Annotated in this window: 23 protein-coding genes; 3 read left to right on the forward strand and 20 right to left on the reverse strand. The window is 68.7% G+C overall.

Features of this window, described 5'->3' with window-relative positions; translation table 11 throughout:
- Positions 1-14: 14 nt before the first annotated feature.
- A complete protein-coding gene (locus JOE30_RS00555) occupies positions 15-1,232 on the reverse strand; it encodes an MFS transporter (protein ID WP_307806009.1) in 1,218 nt (405 codons plus the stop codon).
- Positions 1,233-1,282: 50 nt separating this feature from the next.
- Positions 1,283-2,047 (reverse strand): glutamate racemase, encoded by a 765-nt coding sequence (locus JOE30_RS00560; protein WP_204868964.1) that lies wholly within the window; start codon positions 2,045-2,047, stop codon positions 1,283-1,285.
- A 67-nt stretch (positions 2,048-2,114) separates the two neighbouring features.
- Here JOE30_RS00560 and JOE30_RS00565 point away from each other — a divergent pair, with 67 nt between their 5' ends.
- Together JOE30_RS00565 and JOE30_RS00570 are read left to right on the forward strand one after the other, a co-directional pair.
- The gene (locus JOE30_RS00565) at positions 2,115-2,399 is read left to right on the forward strand and encodes a hypothetical protein (RefSeq protein ID WP_204868965.1); all 285 of its coding nucleotides are present in this window, start codon (positions 2,115-2,117) and stop codon (positions 2,397-2,399) included.
- 100 nt (positions 2,400-2,499) lie between these two features.
- Positions 2,500-3,165, forward strand: a complete 666-nt coding sequence (locus JOE30_RS00570; protein WP_204868966.1) for a hypothetical protein — start codon at positions 2,500-2,502, stop codon at positions 3,163-3,165.
- Between the two features lie 62 nt (positions 3,166-3,227).
- Here the strand turns inward: JOE30_RS00570 and tuf are convergent, their stop codons facing one another.
- The 14 genes from tuf to JOE30_RS00640 all read right to left on the reverse strand — a co-directional run bounded on the left by tuf (position 3,228) and on the right by JOE30_RS00640 (position 18,980).
- Positions 3,228-4,418: an elongation factor Tu gene (tuf, locus tag JOE30_RS00575; protein ID WP_027504617.1), complete on the reverse strand. Its 1,191-nt coding sequence runs from the start codon at positions 4,416-4,418 to the stop codon at positions 3,228-3,230.
- A 98-nt stretch (positions 4,419-4,516) separates the two neighbouring features.
- Positions 4,517-6,619 (reverse strand): elongation factor G, encoded by a 2,103-nt coding sequence (fusA, locus tag JOE30_RS00580; protein ID WP_204868967.1) that lies wholly within the window; start codon positions 6,617-6,619, stop codon positions 4,517-4,519.
- A gap of 90 nt (positions 6,620-6,709) precedes the next feature.
- Complete coding sequence (gene rpsG, locus JOE30_RS00585; RefSeq protein WP_027504615.1) at positions 6,710-7,180, reverse strand: 30S ribosomal protein S7; 471 nt, start codon at positions 7,178-7,180, stop codon at positions 6,710-6,712.
- A gap of 1 nt (position 7,181) precedes the next feature.
- Positions 7,182-7,556, reverse strand: a complete 375-nt coding sequence (gene rpsL, locus JOE30_RS00590) for a 30S ribosomal protein S12 (protein ID WP_027504614.1) — start codon at positions 7,554-7,556, stop codon at positions 7,182-7,184.
- Positions 7,557-7,847: 291 nt separating this feature from the next.
- Complete coding sequence (locus JOE30_RS00595) at positions 7,848-8,417, reverse strand: DUF3558 domain-containing protein (RefSeq protein WP_307806010.1); 570 nt, start codon at positions 8,415-8,417, stop codon at positions 7,848-7,850.
- Positions 8,414-8,947: a DUF3558 domain-containing protein gene (locus JOE30_RS00600; protein WP_204868968.1), complete on the reverse strand. Its 534-nt coding sequence runs from the start codon at positions 8,945-8,947 to the stop codon at positions 8,414-8,416. The genes JOE30_RS00595 and JOE30_RS00600 overlap by 4 nt, the downstream gene beginning before the upstream one ends.
- A 65-nt stretch (positions 8,948-9,012) precedes the next feature.
- Entirely contained in the window at positions 9,013-9,702 is a 690-nt protein-coding gene (locus JOE30_RS00605) for a TetR/AcrR family transcriptional regulator (protein ID WP_204868969.1), read from the reverse strand.
- Between the two features lie 5 nt (positions 9,703-9,707).
- Positions 9,708-10,529, reverse strand: coding sequence for an enoyl-CoA hydratase family protein (locus JOE30_RS00610; RefSeq protein ID WP_204868970.1), 822 nt, complete (start codon positions 10,527-10,529; stop codon positions 9,708-9,710).
- 56 nt (positions 10,530-10,585) lie between these two features.
- Complete coding sequence (locus JOE30_RS00615) at positions 10,586-11,746, reverse strand: acyl-CoA dehydrogenase family protein (RefSeq protein ID WP_027504609.1); 1,161 nt, start codon at positions 11,744-11,746, stop codon at positions 10,586-10,588.
- Positions 11,743-13,713 carry a biotin carboxylase N-terminal domain-containing protein gene (locus tag JOE30_RS00620; RefSeq protein ID WP_204868971.1) on the reverse strand — a complete coding sequence of 657 codons (1,971 nt, stop codon included), beginning with the start codon at positions 13,711-13,713 and terminating at the stop codon, positions 11,743-11,745. The genes JOE30_RS00615 and JOE30_RS00620 overlap by 4 nt, the downstream gene beginning before the upstream one ends.
- Before the next feature lie 5 nt (positions 13,714-13,718).
- Positions 13,719-15,317, reverse strand: a complete 1,599-nt coding sequence (locus tag JOE30_RS00625; RefSeq protein ID WP_204868972.1) for an acyl-CoA carboxylase subunit beta — start codon at positions 15,315-15,317, stop codon at positions 13,719-13,721.
- Positions 15,314-16,462, reverse strand: a complete 1,149-nt coding sequence (locus JOE30_RS00630; protein ID WP_204868973.1) for an acyl-CoA dehydrogenase family protein — start codon at positions 16,460-16,462, stop codon at positions 15,314-15,316. Before JOE30_RS00630 ends, JOE30_RS00625 begins: the two co-directional genes overlap by 4 nt.
- Positions 16,459-18,162: an acyclic terpene utilization AtuA family protein gene (locus JOE30_RS00635; RefSeq protein WP_204870646.1), complete on the reverse strand. Its 1,704-nt coding sequence runs from the start codon at positions 18,160-18,162 to the stop codon at positions 16,459-16,461. Before JOE30_RS00635 ends, JOE30_RS00630 begins: the two co-directional genes overlap by 4 nt.
- 5 nt (positions 18,163-18,167) lie before the next feature.
- Entirely contained in the window at positions 18,168-18,980 is an 813-nt protein-coding gene (locus JOE30_RS00640; protein ID WP_204868974.1) for a TIGR03084 family metal-binding protein, read from the reverse strand.
- A gap of 244 nt (positions 18,981-19,224) precedes the next feature.
- Here JOE30_RS00640 and JOE30_RS00645 point away from each other — a divergent pair, with 244 nt between their 5' ends.
- Positions 19,225-19,971: a giguanylate cyclase gene (locus JOE30_RS00645; RefSeq protein WP_204868975.1), complete on the forward strand. Its 747-nt coding sequence runs from the start codon at positions 19,225-19,227 to the stop codon at positions 19,969-19,971.
- A 93-nt stretch (positions 19,972-20,064) separates the two neighbouring features.
- On the opposite strand, the gene JOE30_RS00650 is transcribed toward JOE30_RS00645, so the two are convergent.
- The 4 genes from JOE30_RS00650 to JOE30_RS00665 all read right to left on the reverse strand — a co-directional run bounded on the left by JOE30_RS00650 (position 20,065) and on the right by JOE30_RS00665 (position 23,572).
- A complete protein-coding gene (locus tag JOE30_RS00650) occupies positions 20,065-21,060 on the reverse strand; it encodes an aldo/keto reductase (RefSeq protein WP_204868976.1) in 996 nt (331 codons plus the stop codon).
- An 8-nt stretch (positions 21,061-21,068) separates the two neighbouring features.
- The gene (locus tag JOE30_RS00655; protein WP_204868977.1) at positions 21,069-21,452 is read right to left on the reverse strand and encodes a MerR family transcriptional regulator; all 384 of its coding nucleotides are present in this window, start codon (positions 21,450-21,452) and stop codon (positions 21,069-21,071) included.
- A 16-nt stretch (positions 21,453-21,468) separates the two neighbouring features.
- Complete coding sequence (locus tag JOE30_RS00660; RefSeq protein WP_371831734.1) at positions 21,469-22,329, reverse strand: lysophospholipid acyltransferase family protein; 861 nt, start codon at positions 22,327-22,329, stop codon at positions 21,469-21,471.
- Positions 22,330-22,540: 211 nt separating this feature from the next.
- Complete coding sequence (locus JOE30_RS00665) at positions 22,541-23,572, reverse strand: LacI family DNA-binding transcriptional regulator (RefSeq protein WP_239532453.1); 1,032 nt, start codon at positions 23,570-23,572, stop codon at positions 22,541-22,543.
- Between the last annotated feature and the right edge of the window lie 8 nt (positions 23,573-23,580).

Consider the following 23,580-nt stretch of genomic DNA (forward strand, 5'->3'; position numbering starts at 1 on the left):
CGCGCAGTGCTGGGTCAGACGCGCGCGGGTGAGCGGAGCACCGTCGTCGTGACGGCACCGAGCGCCAGCGCCACGACCACCGCTCCGTAGACCGTCGCGGTGACGAGGAGACCGGCCGAGTGGATCGCCACACCCGCGACGATGGCCGGCACGCTGAAGGCCAGGTAGCTCAACACCAGCGTCGTCGCGAAGACGCTGCCGCGATGCTCCGGCGGTGCGAGAGCGCCGATGATGCTCATCGCGCCGAGGAACGTCGCGCCCCAGCCGAACCCGGACACCGCGGTCCCGACGAAGTACAGCGGCGCCGACGCGATGTGCAGCCCGACGAGATTGACCACGATGCCCGTGGCGAGGGTGAGTGCACCGGCAGTCATGGCCGTGCGCGGGAGCAGGGTGCGGGCGGACGCGGCACCGATCGCTCCGGCCGTGAACATCGTGAAGATGTCCAGTCCGCCCACGACGGCGCCGCGGAGATCGAAGACCGTACCCATGATGGACGGCCCCAGCGACAGGTGGAACCCACCCAGCGACCACGTCGCGACGAGCGCGGGGACGACCGGCCAGAAGCGGGAGCGGATCGACACGGGCAGCCCGAGGGTCGGTGTCAGCACCCGCACGACGTGTCGGCGGTCGTCGAAGCCTGCCCGGACCGCGGATTCCGGCACCGCCACGACGAGCGCCGTGAGGACGATCAGCGCGACGATCATCACCACGTACACGAGCGTGGTGGGGAACGGTGCGAACTGCACCAGCAGTCCTGCCGCGATACCGCCTGCTCCCAGCCCGAAGGCCGGTGCGACCGAGCTCACCAGGGGGCCGAGACGGTCGGTCGGCTGCAGATCGATGATCGCGGCGGTCAGGGCGCCCATGGCCGCGCCGGCCGCCAGGCCCTGCACGAGGCGTGCGGCGATGAGCCAGCCGACACCGTCGGCGAACACGAAAACGACCTGGCTGGCGATCAGCACGAGCAGCGACGCCACGATCACGGGCTTACGGCCGAGGTGGTCGGACAGCGACCCGACGGTCAACAGAGCGGCGAGTAGCGCGAAGACGTACACGGCGAAGACGATGGTCAGCGTCGACGCGCCGAATCCCCATCGCGACTGGTACACGGGGTAGAGCGGTGACGGCGCCGCCGAGGATCCCATGACGGTGAAGAACACGAGCGCCACCACCCAGAACGAGCGAACGGGCGTCATCCAGGTCTGCGGTCGCACCTCGGTCGTCGTCACCGTGGGTCCAACTCCCCCCACCGACTCCTCATTCCCGGACGGTGACGGCGTCAGAGCGTCGCGGGTACCGCGAGCGATCGACCCGCCGCGAAGCGCACCGCACTGTCGGGAAGAGAACCGTCGCGCCCGGACAGGGTCACCGACACGCTCCCGTGTCCCTCACGCGGCGACGACACCTCGTCGAGTCGGCGCAGAGTCTGAGCCGCGACTGCCTCGGCGCTGTCGAACATCCGCACCCCCGGCGGCAGCGCTGCCATGATCTCGTCCGCCACCAGCGGGTAATGGGTGCACCCCAGGACGATGCCCTGCACGTCGTCCGGCGTCCGCGCCGCCGCCGACGCGATGGCCGCGCTGATGGACGCGAGATCACCGCGGTCGATGGCATCGGCGAGCCCGTGGCACGCGACGGCCGACACCGTGCGCCCGGAGGCGAACTCTGCGATCAAACGCGCCTGATACGACGACGCGGTGGTCGCTGCCGTCGCCCACACCGTGATCGAGTCACACTGCAGCGCAGCAGGTTTGATGGCCGGAACCGTCCCGACCACGGGTGTGGACCCCAGGGCCGCACGGGTCGCGTCGAGTGCGATGACGCTGGCGGTGTTGCACGGCAGCACCACCACCTCGGCTCCACCGTCGACGGCACGCCGCGCCGTCTCGACGACGTGCGCCTCCGTCCACGCGGTGGGCTTGGGTCCCCACGGTGCATTGTCCGGATCGAGATACAGATGGAGATCGAGCGACGGGCGCAGTCGACGCAGGTGGGCTGCCGTGGGCAACGACCCCAGGCCCGAGTCGATCAGCGCGACGTTCACGGTGCCAATCTACCGCTCCGTACGCAGCCGACCTGCGGGCGTCGCCGCGCGAGCGCAGACTGAGCGGGTGACCGCTCCGCTCGAGCCCGACGAGGCCGACCTCATCGCCGCGGCGGTGCTCGAGGTCCCCGGCGTGGCCGGCCTGCACTCCGGCCTCCTCGGTGAGGCCGTGACGCTGCTGCCGGGTCGACGCATCGAGGGTGTGGTGGTGGGGCACGAGTCCTGCGCCGTGCACATCACGGTCCGCTTTCCTGGAGATCCCGACTCCGTCGTCCACGCCGTGCAGGAGACGCTCGCGCGTGTCGTCCGGACTCCGGTTGTGGTCACGGTGGAGGATTTCGCCGTCGAGTGAGTCGCTGTCACAACGCCTGTCGGCGCGGTTGCCGTCGCGACCGGATCGGACGAGGGTTGCGCGCGCGCCGACGCGGGATCGGCGCGGAAACGGAACTCACATGATGCGCACGACCCTTCGCCGCACTGTCGGCACGACCCTCACGGCCCTGGCGGCACTCACGCTCGGGGCGTCCCCCGCATCGGCCGCTCCGGGCGGCGCTCCGCCCATCGCGCAGGTTCGCACTCTCGCAGCGGGCGACACGGTCACCGTGGTCGGCACGGTCACCACACCGCCCGGCGCCTTCGCGTCGAGCTTCCTCGACGTCGGCTTCGGGATCCAGGACCGCACCGCCGGCATCTACATCAGTGCGTCGGCGCCCACCGACGTCGTACCGGGAACGTCGGTGCGCGTCACCGGATCACTCGCGGACCAGTCCGGACTGCTGGTGGTGCGGCCGACGAGCATCGTGTCGTTGGGACCGGTCGATGCGGTGGCACCCAGACCGGTGGTGGTCCGCGTGGTCGGCGAGTCCACCGAGGCGTCGCTGGTGACGGTCGTCGGACGCGTCACCAGCGCCGTGGTGGACGATCTGCCGTACGGGTACAAGTTCACCGTCGCGGATCGGAGCGGAGAGACCACCGTCTTCGTCAACACGCAGACGGGCATCGACGTGAGCACGATCCGCGACGGGCAGACACTGCGCGTCACCGGCATGAGTAGCCAGTACGAGGACCACTACGAGATCGATCCGCGCTCTCCCGCGGACGTCGCCGTCCTGCCCTGACCCCACACACGCCGAACGGCGCCCACCCCGGGAGGGTGAGCGCCGTTCGGTGTGAGGCGGTCTTACTTGTTGATCTTCGTGACGCGACCGGCGCCGACGGTGCGGCCACCCTCGCGGATCGCGAAACGCAGGCCCTCGTCCATGGCGACCGGCTGGATCAGCACGACGGACATCTCGGTGTTGTCACCGGGCATGACCATCTCGGTGCCCTCGGGGAGGGTCACGACGCCCGTCACGTCCGTGGTACGGAAGTAGAACTGCGGGCGGTAGTTGTTGAAGAACGGGGTGTGGCGACCGCCCTCGTCCTTCGACAGGATGTACGCCTGGCCCTCGAACTCCGTGTGGGGAGTCGTGGTGCCGGGCTTGACGACGACCTGTCCACGCTCGACGTCCTCGCGCTTGATGCCGCGGACGAGGAGGCCGACGTTGTCGCCCGCCTGGCCCGAGTCGAGCAGCTTGCGGAACATCTCGATGCCGGTGACCGTGGTCTTGGTCGACTTCTCCTTGATGCCGACGATCTCGACATCCTCGTTGACGTTGACCGAGCCGCGCTCGATACGGCCAGTGACGACGGTGCCACGACCGGTGATGGTGAAGACGTCCTCGACGGGCATGAGGAAGGGCTTCTCGGTCTCACGGACGGGGTCCGGAACCGAGTCGTCCACTGCCTGCATGAGCTCGAGAACCGACTCGGCCCACTTCTCGTCGCCCTCGAGGGCCTTGAGAGCGGAGACCTTGACGACGGGAGCGTCCTCGTCGAACTCCTGTGCGGCGAGGAGCTCGCGCACCTCCATCTCGACGAGCTCGATGATCTCGTCGTCGTCCACCATGTCGGCCTTGTTCAGCGCGACGAGGATGTACGGCACGCCGACCTGGCGAGCGAGCAGGACATGCTCGCGCGTCTGGGGCATGGGGCCGTCGGTCGCTGCGACGACGAGGATCGCGCCGTCCATCTGTGCCGCGCCGGTGATCATGTTCTTGATGTAGTCGGCGTGGCCGGGAGCGTCGACGTGTGCGTAGTGACGCTTCTCGGTCTGGTACTCGACGTGGGAGATGTTGATCGTGATACCACGAGCCTTCTCCTCCGGAGCCTTGTCGATCTGGTCGAAGGCCGACGCCTCGTTCAGGTCCGGGAACTTGTCGTGCAGAACCTTGGTGATTGCAGCCGTCAGCGTCGTCTTACCGTGGTCAACGTGACCGATGGTGCCGATGTTGACGTGCGGCTTGGTCCGATCGAACTTCGCCTTGGCCACTGTGTCCTCCTGGACTGTTATTGCCTGCGTTATGCAGCATTACGGATGTACTTACGGGTGGTGCGGTGTGACGGTGGTACCGGGTCCAGCTTCGGAGACTATTCCCCGGTGGCCTTCGCGATGATCTCCTTCGAGACGTTCGAGGGAACCTCTGCGTAGGAGTCGAAGACCATGGAGTAGTTCGCTCGGCCCTGGGTGCGAGACCGCAGGTCACCGATGTAACCGAACATCTCCGACAGCGGAACCAGCGCCTTGACGACACGGGCACCACTGCGTTCCTCCATGGCCTGGATCTGGCCACGGCGGGAGTTCACATCGCCGATCACGTCGCCCATGTACTCCTCGGGCGTGATCACCTCGACTGCCATGAGCGGCTCGAGGATGACCGGACCGGCCTTACGGGCAGCTTCCTTGAAGGCCTGCGAGCCCGCGATCTTGAACGCCATTTCCGACGAGTCGACATCGTGGTACGCACCGTCGAGAAGCGAGAGCTTGACGTTCACCAGCGGGTAGCCGGCGAGAACGCCGTACTGCATGGCATCCTGCGCGCCGGCATCCACGGACGGAATGTACTCGCGCGGGATACGACCGCCGGAGACCTTGTTCTCGAACTCGTAGGTCGCGCCGTCCTCGCCGATGAAGGGCTCGAGGGCGATGATGACCTTCGCGAACTGGCCGGAGCCACCCGTCTGCTTCTTGTGGGTGAATTCCTGCTTCTCGACCGTCTTGGTGATGGTCTCGCGGTAGGCCACCTGCGGCTTGCCGACGTTGGCCTCGACCTTGAACTCGCGACGCATGCGGTCGACGAGGATGTCGAGGTGGAGCTCGCCCATGCCGCCGATGACGGTCTGGCCGGTCTCCTCGTCGAGCTTGACCGAGAAGGTCGGATCCTCTTCGGCCAGCTTCTGGATGGCTGTACCGAGCTTCTCCTGGTCGGACTTCGTCTTCGGCTCGATCGACACCTGGATGACCGGGTCCGGGAACGTCATCGACTCGAGGATGATCTGGTTCTGCGGATCGCAGAGCGTGTCACCCGTCGTCGTGTCCTTCAGACCGATCACGGCGTAGATGTGGCCGGCGCTGGCGGTCGCGACCGGGTTCTCCTTGTTGGAGTGCATCTGGAAGAGCTTGCCCAGACGCTCCTTCTTGCCCTTGGTCGAGTTGATGACCTGCGAGCCGGAGTCGACCTTGCCCGAGTACACGCGCACGTACGTCAGCTTGCCGAAGAACGGGTGCGTCGCGATCTTGAACGCGAGCGCCGCGAACGGCTCGTCGGCGGACGGCTTGCGGGTGAGTTCCTTCTCCTCGTCGCCCACGGCGTGACCGATGGTCTCGGCGACGTCGAGCGGGGACGGGAGGTAGTCGATGACCGCGTCGAGCATGGGCTGGACGCCCTTGTTCTTGAACGCGGAACCGCACAGGATCGGGTACAGCTCGGAGTTGACCGTCATCTTGCGAATCGCGGTCTTGACCTCGTCGATGGTCAGCTCGTCGCCACTGAAGTGCTTCTCCAGCAGTGCCTCGTCGGACTCGGCGACGGTCTCGAGCAGCTCGGTGCGGTACTGCTCGGCCCGCTCCTTGAGCTCCTCGGGGATCTCGACGGTCTCGTAGGTCTCGCCGAGCTTCGTCTCTCCGCGCCAGACCTTCGCGTTCATCTCGATCAGGTCGACGATGCCCTCGAAGCTGTCCTCGGCACCGATCGGCAACTGGATGACCAACGGCTTGGCGCCGAGGCGATCCTTGATGGTCTGCACGGTGAAGTAGAAGTCCGCACCGAGCTTGTCCATCTTGTTGACGAAACAGATGCGCGGCACGTCGTACTTGTCGGCCTGACGCCACACCTGCTCGGACTGGGGCTCGACGCCCTCCTTGCCGTCGAACACGGCGACGGCACCGTCGAGGACGCGGAGCGAACGCTCCACCTCGACCGTGAAGTCGACGTGCCCGGGGGTGTCGATGATGTTGATCTGGTTGTCGTTCCAGAAGCACGTCGTGGCAGCAGACGTGATGGTGATGCCACGCTCCTGCTCCTGCTCCATCCAGTCCATGGTGGCTGCGCCGTCATGGACCTCACCGATCTTGTACGAGATACCGGTGTAGAAGAGGATGCGCTCGGTAGTGGTGGTCTTACCGGCATCGATGTGGGCCATGATGCCGATGTTGCGGACCTTGTTCAGGTCGGTCAGCACGTCCTGTGCCACGAATTCATCCCGCCTTGGTGTTGGAAGAAGTGAGTCGAAGGTTCAACGCTCGGGTGACGCCGGATGTTTCCCGGCGCCCCCGAGACGCGATCACCAGCGGTAGTGCGCGAATGCCTTGTTGGCTTCCGCCATCTTGTGCGTGTCCTCGCGACGCTTGACTGCTGCGCCGAGACCGTTGCTGGCATCGAGGAGCTCGTTGGCCAGACGCTCGACCATCGTCTTCTCGCGACGAGCGCGGGAGAACGAGACGAGCCAGCGCAGAGCCAGCGTGGTGGAGCGGCCCGGACGAACCTCGACCGGAACCTGGTAGGTGGCGCCACCGACACGACGGCTGCGGACCTCGAGGGCCGGCTTGACGTTGTCCAGTGCACGCTTGAGCGTCACGACGGGATCGGTGCCCGTCTTCTCGCGTGCCTGCTCGAGAGCCTGGTACACGATGCGCTCTGCGGTCGACTTCTTGCCGTCCAGCAGGATCTTGTTGACCAGCTGGGTGACCAGCGGCGAACCGTAGACGGGATCGTTGATCAGCGGGCGCTTGGGTGCTGGGCCTTTACGTGGCATGTCAGCTCTTCTCCTTCTTGGCGCCGTACTTGCTGCGAGCCTGCTTGCGGTTCTTCACGCCCTGCGTGTCGAGCGAGCCACGGATGATCTTGTAACGGACACCCGGGAGGTCCTTCACACGACCACCGCGCACCAGCACCATGGAGTGCTCCTGCAGGTTGTGGCCCTCACCGGGGATGTAAGCGGTGACCTCGACGGACGTGGTCAGGCGGACGCGAGCGACCTTACGAAGCGCGGAGTTCGGCTTCTTCGGGGTGGTGGTGTACACGCGAGTGCACACTCCACGGCGCTGCGGGCTGCCCTTCAGGGCAGCGGTCTTCAGCTTCGCGACCTTGTCGGTGCGACCCTTGCGGACCAGCTGGTTGATTGTTGGCATGAACCGGCTTTCTTCGTGTCGAGAAACAGGGATCTAGCAGTTGGGGCAAGAGAACGCTGCCCCTCACCCAGTAGTGCTTCCGCGGGCTTCGTGCACCCCGCGGTCGGGTGTGTCGCATACCCCCACACGGCAGCCGCGGTTCTTGCTCGATGGTGAACTCGAACACGGCTGTACCTCGCATAGGCACACAGACGTACCGGCTGGGCCGGGCACGACCTGTAACGGTACCCGGCGGCGCGCCTGATGGTCAAAACGCCCCTGCATCGGGTACAGGAGTTCACCCTTCCGTCGTCACGCCGACAGATTGAGCGAGAGCTGCATCAGCTTCGTCGCCGCCTGGCACGGATCGGTGGAGTTCCCGGGCCGGTACTGCACCCACCAGCCGATGACCCCGCCATCTGACGACCGGCCTCCGGCCTGCCCGCGGTCGGGCGACTGCGCCGCCACGCCGCACGATCCCGGATCGTCCGGCTGACGGATCTCGAGGGCCTTACGCGAGGAGACCTCGACGTCGCTCACCGTCCACCCCATGCGTTCGTTCGCCTCGCGCTCGGCCGCGAGCGACCCCGTCTCGAACCAGTCGAACGTCACCTTGACCGCGCCGCCCGGGCCGGTCAGGTCCCACCGGCAGATGGCGCCGATGAACCCCTGCTCGATGGCCGTACCCCCTACGACATCGCCGATCTGCTGGTCACTGACGGTGTCGCACTCCTCGAGCAACAGCTGGAACTCCTCGTTCCCACCGCCGCCGGACTGACCCACGGCCACGGGCCGACCCCCGATGGTGCCGCCACAACCACCGAGGAGGAGGACGCCGGCCACGGCCGTGACCACTGCGCGCCTGCTCCGGGGCCCGGTCACGACGCACGCTCCGCGACGAGGGTGGTCAGATCGGTCGCCACCGCGCACGGATCGGCCGTCGGGGCACTGTCGGCGTACATGACGGAGAAGTGGACGAAGTCCGCGCCGAACTGCAGGCCCACCTCGCACAGGTAGACCTCCCCCAGCGCGTTCAGACCAGTGGACCGGAAACCGGACCGACCGTCGATCTCGATGTCCTCGGCCGGGCGCCCGATCAGCTCGGCGCCGCTGCGCTCGCGTCCGATCGGGCTGCCGCGATACCAGGAGAAACTGACCGACGGGCCGGTCGGACCGGAGACCTCCCATTCGCAGCCCACCGAGTTGCGGGTCACGATCGCGAACGACGGCACGGCGAACGCGGTGCGGACCTCCTCGTCGGACAGACCGCCGCAGACGCCGAAGAACGGGCCGGGTTCCTGCGACGCGGACGTGGACGGCGCGTCGTCGGTGGCGGCATCGGAGTCGGATCCGCAGCCGGCGAGCCCGAGCAGCACGATCGCTGCCACGCCGGCCCACCGCACGGAGTTCATGGCGGCAGCCTATCGGAGTGCGGACTTCCGCGAATACGCCGAAAGTGCCGTGATGCGAGCCCCGATCACGACAGTTCGGACGTACTCGCGGGGGTGGTGGGGGTGGTGGTGGTGGTGGCGGTGCTGGTGGTGTCGAGGGCCAGGGACGCGTCGAGCACCGAGGCCCACACCTTCACGATCTCGGCGCGGCGGCGCGAGTCGTCGCTGAGCACGTCTGCGAGACCGAGCCCACGTGCCAGGTCGAGGGTTGCCTGCACGAGTCGGTGGGTGCGCGGATCACTGTCGTCGGCGCCGAGGTGATCGACCGCCGTGCGGTGCGCCACGCGACCGAACTTCTCCTCGAGAGGTAGGACCCGGGCACGCATCTCGGGATCCGCGGCCGCGGCGGTCCAGACCTGCAGCGCGGCCCGGAAGATGGGGCTCGTGTAGTAGTCGACCAGCCGGGTGACGACAGCCTCGGTTCGACCGGCTCCCTGCGGGAGCGCACTGCTCTCGGCTCGCGCCTCCCCCATGCGCGTGTCGAACATGTACTCGAGCGCCGCGGTGATGAGGTCCTCCCGCGTCGGGAAGTGGTGCTGGGTGGCACCGCGAGAGACGCCGGCCCGCTCGGCCACGACGGCGACCGTCGTCGCCGCCCATCCCTCGGTGGCGAGCGCGTCGATCGTGGACTCGAGCAGACGCAGTCGCGTGGCGCGGCTGCGATCCTGCTTCGGGCTGCGGGTGTCACCGACCCGGTGACGAGTGGGCACGGTCATGGCCGTCACGTCTCCTTCCCCACAGCGGCGCCGGACGACTCCGCCGGTGCAGCCCAGGACGGGTTGCGCTTCTGCAGAAAGGCCATCATCCCCTCCCGCGCCTCGTCCGATGCGAACAGCCTCGCGGACTCCTCCGCCAGGTCGGCGCCCCGGCGGTCGAACTCCTCGAGCATCGCCGCGGTGGTGAGGCGTTTCGACGCCGCGAGACCCTGCGGCGACGACGGACGAATCGCCGCGACCAGCTCGGCCACCGTGGCCCCGGCGTCGGCCGCCGCCTCGGTGACGAGCCCGATGGCCTCCGCCTCGTGCGCGCCGAACGTCTCCGTTGTCAGGAAGTACCGGCTCGCCGCACGCGAGGTCATCCTCGGCACCACCGTCAGGGACACGATGGACGCGGCCAACCCCAGCCGCGCCTCCGTCAGCGCGAACGAACTCCTCGGCCCGGCGACCACCAGATCGCACGCGCCCACGAGGCCCATACCGCCGGCGCGCACATGCCCGTCGATCCTGCCGATCACGGGCTTCGGCGTCTCCAGGATCGCCCGCAGCAGCGTCAGCATCTGCTCGGTGCGCGAGGAGAACGAACCGCCCGCCTCCGTGAGATCGGCACCCGCACAGAATGTTCCGCCAGTGTGGGTGAGGACCACGGCGCGGACGTCCCGATCCGCGCCCGCGTCGCGGAGTCCCGCCGTGAGTTCCTCGACCAGCGCGGTGGAGAGGGCGTTGCGGTTGTGTGGGGTGTCGAGCGTCAGAGTCACCACACCATCCGACCGATCGACCCTCACCGACGGCCCGTCGCCCCGACCGGCCTCCGGCCTGCCCGCCATCCCCCGACCTGCCTCCGGCCTGCCCGGGCCCCGACCGGCCTCCGGCCTGCCCGCCATCAGTAGCTCTTCGGCAGACCCAGCGAGTGCTGGGACACGAAGTTCAGGATCATCTCCCGACTGACGGGAGCGACGCGAGCGATACGCGCCGCACCGAGCATGGACGCGAGGCCGTACTCCTCGGTGAGCCCGGCGCCGCCGTGCGTCTGAATGGCCTGGTCGATGGCTTTGATGCTCGCCTCGGCCGCCGCGTACTTCGCCATGTTGGCCGCTTCCGCCGCACCGAAATCGTCACCGCTGTCGTAGAGCACCGCGGCCTTCTGCATCATCAGCTTCGCCAGTTCGAGCTCGATCTTGCACTGCGCCAACGGATGCGCGATGCCCTGGTGCGCGCCGATGGGGCTCTTCCAGACGGTGCGCTCGTTCGCGTACTTCACCGCGGCGTCGAGGGCGTAGCGGCCCATGCCGACCGCCATCGCCGCGCCGAGGATGCGCTCGGGGTTGAGACCCGCGAACAACTGCATCAGCGCCGCGTCGGGCTCACCGACGAGCGCTTCGGCCGGCAGCCGGACGTCGTCGAGGAACAGCGTGAACTGGTGATCGGGCTCGATGATGTCCATGCGCATCTGCGTCTTGTTCAGGCCCGGCGCATCGGTCGGCACGATGAACAGCGCCGGCTTCAGCTTCCCGGTCTTCGCGTCCTCCGTCCGGGAGACGATGAGCACCGCGTCGGCCTGGTCGACACCGGAGATGTAGATCTTGCTGCCGCGCAGCACCCACTCGTCACCGTCGCGTCGCGCGGTGGTGGTGATCTGGTGGGAGTTGGAGCCGGCGTCGGGCTCGGTGATGCCGAACGCCATGATCGCGGAGCCGTCCGAGAGACGGGGCAGCCAGGACTGCTTCTGTTCGGGGGTGCCGTACTTCGCGATGATGGTGCCGCAGATCGCCGGGCTGACGACGACGAGCAACAGACCCGCACCGAACGAGGACATCTCCTCCTGGACGAGGGCGAGCTCGTAGATTCCGGCACCGCCGCCGCCGTACTCCTCGGGGAGATTCACCCCGAGGAAGCCCAACTGCCCGGCCTCGTGCCACAGTTCGGTGAGTGCCTCACCCTTGCGCGCCTTGGGCAGCACGTAGTCGATGTAGTTGTGGCGCTTGCCCAGTCCGGCCACCGCGGCGCGGAGGCTCTTCTGCTCGTCCGTCTCGATGAAGCTCATGCCTGATCTCCTTCTACTGCGACGACCGCCAGTACGGCGTCGACGTCCACCTGGTGTCCCACGGTGACCGTGAGCTCGGTCAGCACGCCCGCCGCGGGTGCGGTGATCGTGTGTTCCATCTTCATGGCCTCGAGCCACAGGATCGGTTGGCCGGCGGTGACGGTGTCGCCGACGGCCACACCGATCCGCACGACGCTGCCGGGCATCGGTGCCAGCAGCGATCCGGCCGCGACGATCTCACTCGGATCGACGAACACCGGAACCCGTTCGAGCCGCACCGGTCCGAGCGACGAGTCGACGAACACAGCGTCGCCGTGGACCGCGACGTGGAACTCGCGTCGCACCCCGTCGGCGAGCAACACCACCCGATCGGACTCGGCCCGGACCAGCGCGCAGTCGTCGACGTCGGTGACGAGCGTTCCGCGCGACAGCCGATACTCGGCGACGATCTCGGTGCCGTTCACCGCGTACGTCTTGCGCTGCGGCACCGAGGCGAGGTTGCGCCAACCGCTCGGGAGCGATCGGCCCACCGCCGCCGATTCCCTCGACCGGGTGGCGTCCGCGAGCGCCGCGGCGAGCGCGGACAGCCGCACACCCCGGTCGCCGACGAGCGGCCGAGCGAGCACCGCGAGATCGTGCGTGGCGAAGAACGCGGTGTCGGTGTCGCCCGCGAGGAACGCGGGGTGTCTCAGCACCGTGACGAGCAGGTCGCGGTTGGTGCGCACGCCGTGAATGCGGGCGCGCAGCAACGCTTTCGCCAGGATTGCGGCCGCCTGCTCCCGGGTGGGCGCGTACGAGATCACCTTGGCGAGCATCGGGTCGTAGTGCGTCCCCACCACGCTGCCGTCGACGATGCCCGAGTCCACCCGCAGGCCGGTGCGGTCCAACACCGCGAACTCCGTGGCGGAACCGAAGTCCACGTGGTGCACGACGCCGCTCTGCGGCTGCCAGTCGCGTGCCGGATCCTCGGCGTACAGACGCACCTCGATCGAGTGGCCGCGCGTGGTGGGCTGCTCGCCCGGGAGCGCTCCGCCCGCGGCGACGTGGATCTGCAGTGCCACCAGATCGAGTCCGGTGGTGCACTCGGTCACCGGATGCTCGACCTGCAGGCGTGTGTTCATCTCGAGGAAGTAGAAGTTGCCGCGCTCGTCGCTGAGGAACTCGACGGTGCCGGCGCCCTCGTAGTCGAGTGCCTCGGTGGCGATGCGCGCCGCCTCGAACAGCTTCTCCCGCATACCCGGAACGCGCTCGACGAGCGGAGACGGTGCCTCCTCGACCACCTTCTGGTGGCGTCGTTGGATGGAGCACTCCCGCTCGCCCACCGCCCACACCGTGCCGTGGCGGTCCGCCATCACCTGCACCTCGATGTGGCGGCCCGTTTCGAGGTACCGCTCACAGAACACCGTCGCATCGCCGAAGGCGGACAACGCTTCCCGCGACGCCGCGTCGATCTCGTCCTGCAGCGAGGCGAGATCGCGCACCACGCGCATACCGCGACCACCGCCGCCGGCCGACGCCTTCACCAGCACCGGCAGATCGTCCTGCGTGACGGACGCCGGATCGAGCCGGTCGAGCACCGGTACACCGGCGCTCTGCATCATGGCCTTGGACTCGACCTTCGACCCCATCGACTCGATCGCCTTCACCGGCGGACCGATCCAGGTGAGGCCCGCGTCCTGCACGGCCCGGGCGAACTCCGCGTTCTCGGAGAGGAACCCGTAACCGGGGTGGATGGCGTCGGCGCCCGCGCGCCGCGCCGCCTCGATGATCAGATCTCCGCGGAGATACGTCTCCGACGACGCGGAACCGGGCAACCGGACGGCGACGTCGGCCTCGCAAACATGGGGGGACGCGGCGTCGGGGTCGGAGTGGACCGCGACGGTGTCGATGCCCTCGGCCCGGCAGGTGGCGAAGACGCGGCGCGCGATCTCGCCACGGTTGGCGACGAGTATCGAGGTGATGGTCATGGCCGTCACATCCGGAAGACACCGAAGGAATCGGTGCCCTCGATCGGGGCGGAGGCGATGGCCGACAGGCACATCCCCACCACCGTGCGGGTGTCTCGGGGGTCGATCACGCCGTCGTCGTACAGGCGTCCGGACAGGAACATGGGAACCGACTCGGCCTCGATCTGCTGCTCGATCATCGCGCGCAGACCCGCGTCGGCCTCCTCGTCGAAGGCCTGTCCGCGAGCCTCGGCGGAGGCGCGGGAGACGATGGAGATGACACCCGCCAGTTGGGCACCGCCCATGACCGCGGACTTCGCGCTGGGCCAGGCGAAGAGGAAGCGCGGGTCGAAGGCGCGACCGCACATGCCGTAGTGCCCGGCGCCGTAGGACGCTCCGAGCAATACCGAGATGTGCGGGACGGTGGAGTTCGAGACGGCGTTGATCATCATCGATCCGTGCTTGATCATTCCGCCCTCCTCGTACTCCTTACCCACCATGTAGCCGGTGGTGTTGTGCAGGAACAGCAGTGGCGTGTTCGAGCGGTTCGCCAGCTGGATGAACTGCGTCGCCTTCTGCGACTCCTCGCTGAAGAGGACGCCGCGAGCATTGGCGAGGATGCCGATCGGATACCCGTGCAGTTCCGCCCAACCGGTGACCAGGGACGACCCGTAGAGCGGCTTGAACTCGTCGAAGTCGCTGTCGTCGACGATGCGGGCGATGACGTCGCGCGGGTCGAACGGAATCTTGAGGTCGGCCGGCACGATACCGAGCAGTTCCTCCTCGTCGTACCGGGGCGGGAGCACCTCGGTGCGCGGCGCCGGCCCCTGCTTGTGCCAGTTGAGCCGCTTCACGATGCCGCGGCCGATGCGGATGGCGTCCTTCTCGTCCACGGCGAGATGGTCGGCGAGACCGGAGGTCCGGGCGTGCATGCGGGCGCCGCCGAGCGATTCGTCGTCGGTCTCCTCGCCGGTGGCCATCTTGACCAGCGGCGGTCCGGCGAGGAACACCTTGGACCGCTCCTCGATCATGACGACGTGATCGGACATGCCGGGGATGTAGGCGCCGCCGGCGGTGGAGTTGCCGAACACGAGGGCGATGGTGGGGATGCCGGCCGCGGAGAGGCGTGTCAGATCGCGGAAGATGCGGCCACCCGGGATGAACACCTCCTTCTGCGTGGGGAGGTCGGCACCGCCGGACTCGACCAGCGAGATGACCGGCAGCCGGTTCTGCATCGCGATGTCGTTCGCTCGCAGCGTCTTCCGCAGAGTCCACGGGTTGCTGGTGCCGCCGCGGACGGTGGGGTCGTTGGCCACGATCAGGCACTCGACGCCGCTGACGACACCGATGCCGACGACCACGCTGGCGCCGACCGGGAAGTCCGTGCCCCAGGCCGCGAGCGGGCACAGCTCGAGGAACGGCGAATCCGGGTCGACGAGCATCTCGATGCGCTCGCGCGCGGTCATCTTGCCGCGGCCGCGGTGCCGTGCGACGTACTTCTCGCCCCCGCCGCCCAGTGCCTTGGCGTGTTCGGTCTCCACCTCGGCGAGCTTGGCGATCATGGTGTCGGCGGCCGAGACGTACGCGTCACCGGAGCTGTCGAGTCGGGAGGTCAGAGTCGTCATGCGGTGTACCCCAGTCGCTTCGCGGCCAGCGAGGTGAGGATCTCGGTGGTGCCGCCGCCGATGCCGATGATGCGCATGTCGCGGTACTGACGCTCGACCTCGCTCTCAGCCATGTATCCGAGTCCACCGAACAGCTGCACCGCCTGCGAGGCGACCCATTCGCCGGCCTCGACCGCGGTGTTCTTCGCGAAGCACACCTCGGCTATGCAGTCGTCGCCGTCCTCGACGTGGCGGTCGATCAGCGCGTGCGTGTACGTGCGGGCCACGTCGATCTTGCGGTGCATCTCGCTGAGCGTGTTCTGCACCGCCTGGCGGGCGATGAGCGGCTTGCCGAAGGTCGAGCGGTCCCGTGTCCATGCCACCGTCAGATCGAGGCACCGCTGCGCCGAGGAGTAGGCCTGGGCGGCCAGCGCAGCGCGCTCGGAGACGAAGGCCTGCGCGATCTGGGCGAACCCGGAGTTCTCCGTGCCCACCAGGTTCTCCACGGGCACTCGTACGTCGGTGTACGACAGTTCGGCGGTGTCCGAGGCCCGCCATCCCATCTTGTCGAGCTTGCGGGACACCTCGAATCCCGGTGTGCCGCGCTCGACGACGAGCAGCGAGACGCCGGCCGCGCCGTCGCCACCGGTCCGGACGGCGGTGACCACGAAGTCGGCCCGGCACCCCGAGGTGATGTACGTCTTGGCGCCGTTGACGACGAAGTGGTCCCCGTCGCGCACCGCCCGGGTGCGCAGGTGCCCCACGTCGGATCCGCCGCCGGGCTCGGTGATGGCCAGCGACCCGATCAGCTCGCCGTCGAGCGTGGGCCGGACCCACTTCTCGAGGTGGTCGGGGTTGCCCGCAGCGACCATGTGCGGCAACGCGATTCCGCAGGTGAACAAGGACGCGAACAGGCCGCCGGACGCACCCGCCTCGTGCATCTCCTCGCAGATCACGGTGGCGTCGACCAGGGAGCCGCCACCCCCGCCCACCGCCTCCGGGAACGGCGCCCCGAGCAGACCGATCTCGGCGGCCGCGCGGTGCAGGCTGCGGGGGATCTGGCCGTCACGCTCCCACTCGGTGAGGTGCGGCAGCACCTCCCGGTCCACGAATCCCCGGACCGTCGTGCGAAGTTGCGCTCGGTCGGGGCCACCCCAGGTGCTCATGCGAGTCCACTTTCTGCGAGTACTGATTCGGGTATCGGGACGTGGCGCGATCGCAGCCACTCCCCCAGGCCCTTGGCCTGGGGATCGAAGCGGGCGCCGGACGCGACGCCCTCTCCGAGAATCCCGTCGATCACGATGTTCACGGCCCGCAGGTGCGGGAACTCGTACCGGTGCACGCGCAGGCCCGCCGTCTCCGGAAGCAGCGTCGTCACCAACTCGGTGGTGAGAGTCGACCGGAGCCAGGCCCACGCGGCGTCGCCGCGCACCCAGACCCCGACGTTGGCACTACCGCCCTTGTCACCGCTACGCGCCGCGGCCACCGTGCCGAGCGGCAGCGTGCGTGTGGGTTCTGCCGACGGGCGGCCGACGGGCTTGTCGGACGGGTCTGCCTCGACAGCCGTGGTGACGGTCGGCGGTGCGATGTCGACGCGTGTGCCGTCCGCGAGAACCGCCACGTGCCGCGGCACCGCCTGATCGACGAACCCGGCCTCGAAGACGCCGTAGGGCGACCCCTGACCCGGAGGCGTCGTCACACAAAAACCGGGGTAGCTCGCCAGCGCGAGTTCCACTGCGGCAGCGCTGAACACGCGACCCACACGCTGCGGATCAGCGTCGCGGACGACGACACGGAGCAACGCACTGGCGGCCTCCTCCGAGCCGGCGTCAGGGTGGTCGGTACGGGCCAGAGTCCAGTCGACGTCGCGCGGCGGCGGCGTCAGCGCCTCGGTCATCTGGGTGCGCACCAGGTCGGCCTTGGCCTCGATGTCGAGCCCGGTGAGCACGAAGGTCATCTCGTTGCGGAACCCGCCGAGCGTGTTCCGGGAGACCTTGAGGGTGGGCGGCGGCGCCTCGCCGCGAGTCCCCGTGACCAGCACGCGGTCGGGTCCGTCCTGCGACACCTGCACCGTGTCGAGCCGCGCGGTCACGTCCGGGCCGAGGTAGCGCGGGCCGGTGATCTCGTACATCAACTGCGCCGTCACCGTTCCGACCGTCACGGCGCCGCCGGTGTTCTCGTGCTTGGTGATCACCGACGACCCGTCGGACCGGATCTCCGCGAGCGGGAACCCCGGTCGACGCAGATCCTCGATCTCACGGAAGAAGGAGTAGTTCCCGCCGGTCGCCTGGGTTCCGCATTCGATGATGTGGCCGGCGACGACGGCGCCCGCGAGTTCGTCGAGGTGATCGCGGGTCCATCCGAACCGGGAGATCGCCGGGGCCACCACCACCGACGCATCCGTGACGCGTCCGGTGACCACGACCTGCGCCCCGGCGTCCAGGCACGCCGCGACACCGAAGGCGCCGAGGTAGGCATTGGCGGTCAGCGGGGAGCCGAGACCCTGTTCCTCGGCGCGGTCGTGCAGATCGTCCCCCTCGACGTGGGCGACCGAGACGGTCAGACCGAGACGGTCGGCGAGGGACCGGATCTCGTCCGCCAGTCGTGCGGGCGCCAACCCACCGGCATTGCTGACCAGGGTGACGCCCTTGTCGAGTGCAGTGCCCAGGCACTCCTCGAGCTGCCGCAGATACGTCTTGGCGTAGCCGCGCGTCGGATCCTTCATCCGGTCACGTCCGAGAATGAGCATCGTCAGCTCGGCCAGGTAGTCGCCCGTGAGGACGTCGAGATCACCGCCGTCGAGCATCTCGCGCATGGCCGACGCCCGGTCGCCGTAGAAGCCGGAGCAGTTCCCGACCCTGATCATCTCCGTCACGACGCCACCCGCACGTCCCGGCCCCCGCCGGGAGCCCCCGCGAACGCCTGCGCGAGACCCAGCCACGTCGCCGCGTCGTCCCCGACGGCCACGAGGTCGGTGTCGTCGCGGTGCACACGCTGCGTGACGAGCAGGCAGAAGTCCAGAGCGGAACCCGTGACACTCTGTTCCGCGTCGTCCGGCCCCCACGACCAGTCACTCCCGTCGGGAGCGGTGAGCGCAACGCGGAACGGTGCCGACGGCGGCGTCAGGCCGCGAAGCGCGTAGGCGAAGTCGCGGGTGCGCACGCCGATGTGCGCGACGTGACGCAGCCGAGCCGTGGGTTCCCGGACCACGCCGAGGGCGTCCGCCACGTCCTGGCCGTGCGCCCAGGTCTCCATGATGCGAGCCGTCGCCATCGACATCGCGCTCATCGGCGGGCCGAACCAGCGGATCTTCGCGCCGTCGGGCACGTGTGTCAGAACGTCGAGCAGTTGCACCCGGCCGAGCCGCCATCGCGACAACAGGGTGCTGACCTGCTCTCCGGCGAGTGCGTCGGCAGCGGAGTCCACGAACGAGTCCGGACTGCCCATCGCGTCGGCGATCACCGCGTCGAAGGCCGCTTCGGCGTCCTCGTCACCGGAGGCGCCGGCCGTGGTCAGCGCGGCGACATGATCGGTCCAGTGCAGGTGAGCGACCTGATGCGCCACCGTCCACCCGGCTGCCGGGGTGTCCGTGCGCCACGCGGCGTCGTCGGCATCGGCGACCAGCGCGTCCAGCGCGTCGCCCTCCGCACGCAGATCCTGCAGCAACACCTCGAGAGCAGCCATACCGGGAACGGTCGCACTCGCAAGGGAAAAAAGCAAGCATGCTTGCTTGTTCTTGTACGTTGTGACGAACTCCAAAACAATCCGGGGCACCATCCATCCGCAGCGCAGGTCCGAAAGCCTGGTTTACGGTGATCCCACAGGCGGTTGGACGCTTTACCGCACGACACCCAACACGACGCTCGCGACACGCCGGGCGGGACGAGGCCGCCCGCGACCGCGGGCACCGAAGGGAACGGGACCCGACATGGTCAGTGCACGAGACGGACGACCGGGGCAGGCCTACAGCGCGCCTGGCGCCTTCACCACGGCCTTCAGTCCGGGCGTCGGAGCCCGAGCCGAGTACCCGGCGCCCGATCCGGTGCGGCACGAGGAGACCGGGTACGACGAACCCCGGTACGACGACGACAACGACGAGCCGATCGGCGAACTCGAGGCTCGGTACGAGTGGATCGTCGGCCTGATGTCGTCGTTCACCGACCAGCGCGTCGTGCGGTGGATCATCGCCTTCTTCACCGCGTCGATGGGCGTGTGCGCCACCCTCGAGATCCTCTACGGCTTCGGCGGCACCACCACGTTCACGCTGGGCGTGCAGATCGGCTGTGCGGCCTTCGCGTTCACGGCCGCTCTCTGGTGGACCGTGACCTCGTGGCCGCGGCTGCACACCGCCTTCGCCTTCGTCGTGTTGTCCAACCTGGGCATCCTCGCCGCGAACCTCAGCGCCGACATGCCGCCCGCCTACGCCGTCGGGAAGACCACCTTCTTCGTGGTGCTCGGCCTGTTCGCCGGCGTCTTCCTCGACCGCTGGATGCTGGCCACCCACATCGCGATCGCCGGTGTCGCCGTCACGTCCATCATCGGGTACAACGTGCTGTTCGAGGATGTCCCCCCGCTGGGCGCGCTCGTCGTGTGGGCACCGGTGATGTCGCTGGTCATCGCCGTTCCCGCGCTGCTCTACACGTTCGTGCGAGCGGTGCGGCTCGACCAGTCCTGACACTCCCCTCCGCGAGTACGTCCGTGGTGTCGTGATCCCGAGTGGAATCACGACACTGTCGACGTACTCGCGGTGGGGATGTGGCCTCGGGGCTCACTCGTCGATGCTCGACATGTCTCCGTAGCGTGCTCCGGCCACGGCCGACGCGGGCACCGCTGCCTCGAGTTCGTCGAGGACCTCCTGCGTCACCGCGACGTCCGCCGCCGCCACGTTCTCCTCGAGGTAGCGCACGCGCTTGGTTCCGGGGATCGGCGCGACGTCCTCGCCCTGTGCCAGCACCCATGCCAGAGCAAGCTGACCGGGCGTGCATCCCAGCCGGTCCGCGATCTCGCGGATGCGCGCCACGAGCGTCAGGTTCGCCTCGAGCGCCTCGCCCTGGAACCGCGGGAAGTACGCGGTGCGGCGCGAGTCCTTCTCCGCCAGCTCCGACTCGTGCGCGATGGCGCCGGTCAGCAACCCGCGACCGAGCGGCGAGTACGGCACCAACCCGATGCCGAGCTCGCGGAGCGTCGGGAGCACGGTCTCCTCGAGATCTCGGGTGAACAGGGAGTACTCGGTCTGTACGGCCGTGATGGGGTGCACCGCGTGCGCCCGGCGGATGGTCGCGGCCGACGCCTCGGACATCCCGAGATGGCGCACCTTGCCCGCCTGCACCAGGTCCGCCATGGCTCCGACCGTGTCCTCGATGGGGACCGACTTGTCGACGCGGTGCTGGTAGTACAGGTCGATGTGGTCGACACCGAGCCGCGACAACGACGCGTCGCACGCCGCGCGGACGTACTCGGGCGTGCCGTTGATGCCGAGACGGGTGCCGTCCGCGAGCCTCTCGTTGCCGAACTTGGTGGCCAGCACCACCTGGTCCCGACGGCCGGCGATCGCCTCGCCGACCAGTTCCTCGTTCACGAACGGGCCGTACATGTCGGCCGTGTCGAGGAAGGTCACACCGAGTTCGAGAGCGCGATGGATGGTGGCGATGCCGGAGGCACGGTCGGTGTCGCCGTAGAACTCGGACATGCCCATGCAGCCGAGGCCGAGGGCGGAGACCGTGAGCGGGGACTGCGTGCCGAGGGTGCGTGAGGTGAGCGTCATGCCCCCACTCAACGTGCTGGAGTGCGCTCCAGGTCAAGCCTGCCGACGTAGAGCTCGATCTTGTGGTCGATCGCGCGCAGATGGCCGGTCACCTCGGCGAGCTGCGCCAGCACGCGTTCCCGATGCGCCCGAAGCGCGTCGAGACGCTGCTGCTCCGTCCCCTCGCCCTGCCGCACCAGGTCGGCGTAGTGCCGCACCTCCGCGATCGACATCCCGGTGGCGCGCAATCGGGTGATGAGGACGATCCACGTGATGTCGTCGTCGCCGTAGCGGCGCTGTCCGGTGGACGACCGCGGCACCGCGCGCAGGAGCAACCCGTCACGCTCGTAGTACCGCAGCGTGTCGATGGTCAGCCCGGTCTGCTCGGACGCCTCCGCGATGCTGTGACTCACCCCGTCAGCTTAGGCATCAGCGGAAGAGCGGGAACTTCCTCTTGGTCGCGAGCGCATCCATGCCGGACTGGATCGAGCGCCGCACCTCCTCGTACTTGGCCTCCACGTACTCCTCGTCGTCCACGCGAGCGAGATCGTGGTCCACCTCGACGGGCGGCATGAAGCGGGTCCGGATCTTGGCGGGCAGCGGGATCTGCGGAAGTGCGGCCGGCGCGATGATCCACGGCAGGGACACGGCGATGGGAAACACCTTCAGCCGCGCGATCTTGTCCAACCCCAGCATCTTCGACAACCGGTCACCGCGGACCAGCACGGGCATGGCGTCGGCGCCGCCGACGGTGGCGATCGGCACGATCGGCACCCCGCAGCGGATGGCGAGCTTGATGAAGCCGGTGCGCCCGCCGAGCGTGGCGACGTCACGTTCGCTCCACGGTCGCAGCGAGTCGACCTCCCCTCCGGGCCACACGATGACGTCGCGCCCCTCGGCCAGGGCCGTGGACATCGAGTCGGGAGCCGCGGGCAGGACACCCATCGACCGGAACACCGTGCCGATGAGGGGGAAGGCCATCAGCGCATCGTGCGCGGTGCCGTGCAACGTGCGTGACGGGCCGAACCGGCGCCACCACTGCGCCCCCACCGTCCAGGCGTCCCACACGAACGGTGCACCCGAATGCACGCCGACCAGCAGCACCGGTGGTGGCGGAATGGTCTCCCACCCGTCGATCTCCATCCGGAAGTACTTGTCGACGAGCGGGTTCCAGAACTTCTCCTGGCGCCGCATGCTGTCGACGTCCTGATCCGTGAGATCCCAGTCGCCGGCGCGCGAGGCGACCAGGCCGCCGAGTCCACCGGACGCGTTCTCGCGCTTGTCCTTCATCGTCAGCCGGGCAGCGGCGGCGACCCGCTCGGCCTGGTCCTGCAGCTCGCGATCGCGATGGCCGGCAGGGGAAACGTCTGTGTGATCGGCGCCACTCATGAGGCCGAACCTACTGCACGGTCAGATGCGCCGTCCCCCGGTTGCTCACAGGCCGTGACGAATCAGCACATCCGGCCCCGGGGCGGTGGTTCGTGTGCAGCCTGCGCACGCCTCACCTCGTGGAGGTTCGCCGCACGACGTGCCACTCCGGTGTCGCGACCGGCTCACCCGCGAGCACGGCCCGCGCAGCGCTGCGCCCCTGCTCGTACAGCGACTGGGCCACCGTCGTCAGCCCCGCGCCCGCCGCTTCCTCCGTGTCGTCCCACCCGACGATCGCGAGGTCGCCGGGCACCTCGAGACCGCGGTCCCGCACCACCGCCAACGCCCCGAGTGCCACCTCGTCACTCATCGCCAGCACCGTGTCCGGCCGCAGCACGTCGAGGTGATCCTCCATCGCACGCGTCCCCTCCGAGCGGAAGCTGCCGGTGCCGAACGCGACGGGCACCGCGGACCAGTCGAGCCCCAACGCCTCGGCAGCCGCACGGTAGCCCCGCAGACGGTTCCTCGTCACCGGGAAGTCGATCGCCTCCGGATCCGGTCCGTGCACGAGGCACCGCTCACGATGCTCGTCGGCAGGGAACGCGAGCACCAGCGGTCGCGCGGCACCCGCGAACGCGATCAGGGCGACCTCCTCGGCCGCCGCGGCGTCGTCGATGCTGATCAACGTCGTTCCGTCGTGCTCCGGACCGCCCTGCACGCACACGGGCCGCCCGGTGGCGACGGCCGCGTCGAGCAGGGGGTCCCCGGTGACCGTGGTCCAGAAGACGTACCCGTCGACGGCGGCGTCGCGCACCCGGTCGACGTCGCGGGCGACGCGCGTGTTCGGCAGGATCACCAGGCCGGTGTCGGTGTCGAGGCACGCGTCGGCCACTCCGGACAGGAACCGGCGGGCCTGCGGGTCGTCGAACGCGTACGTCAACTTCTCCGTCAGCAGCACGGCGAGGTTGTTGCTGCGGCCGCTGCGAAGCGACTGCGCGCCCCGGTGCGGGCCGGTGTAGCCGAGTCGCTCGGCGGCGTCGAACACCTTGGCCCGCGTCTCGTCCGAGACCCGCTCCGGGCGCCCGTACGCGTAGGACACGCTCATGACCGAGACGCCGGCAGCCGCCGCGACGTCGGCCATGGTGACGCGTGTGTGCGAGGTCATCGATAGCC

Source organism: Rhodococcus sp. PvP016 (assembly GCF_017832185.1).
GTDB lineage: Bacteria > Actinomycetota > Actinomycetes > Mycobacteriales > Mycobacteriaceae > Rhodococcoides.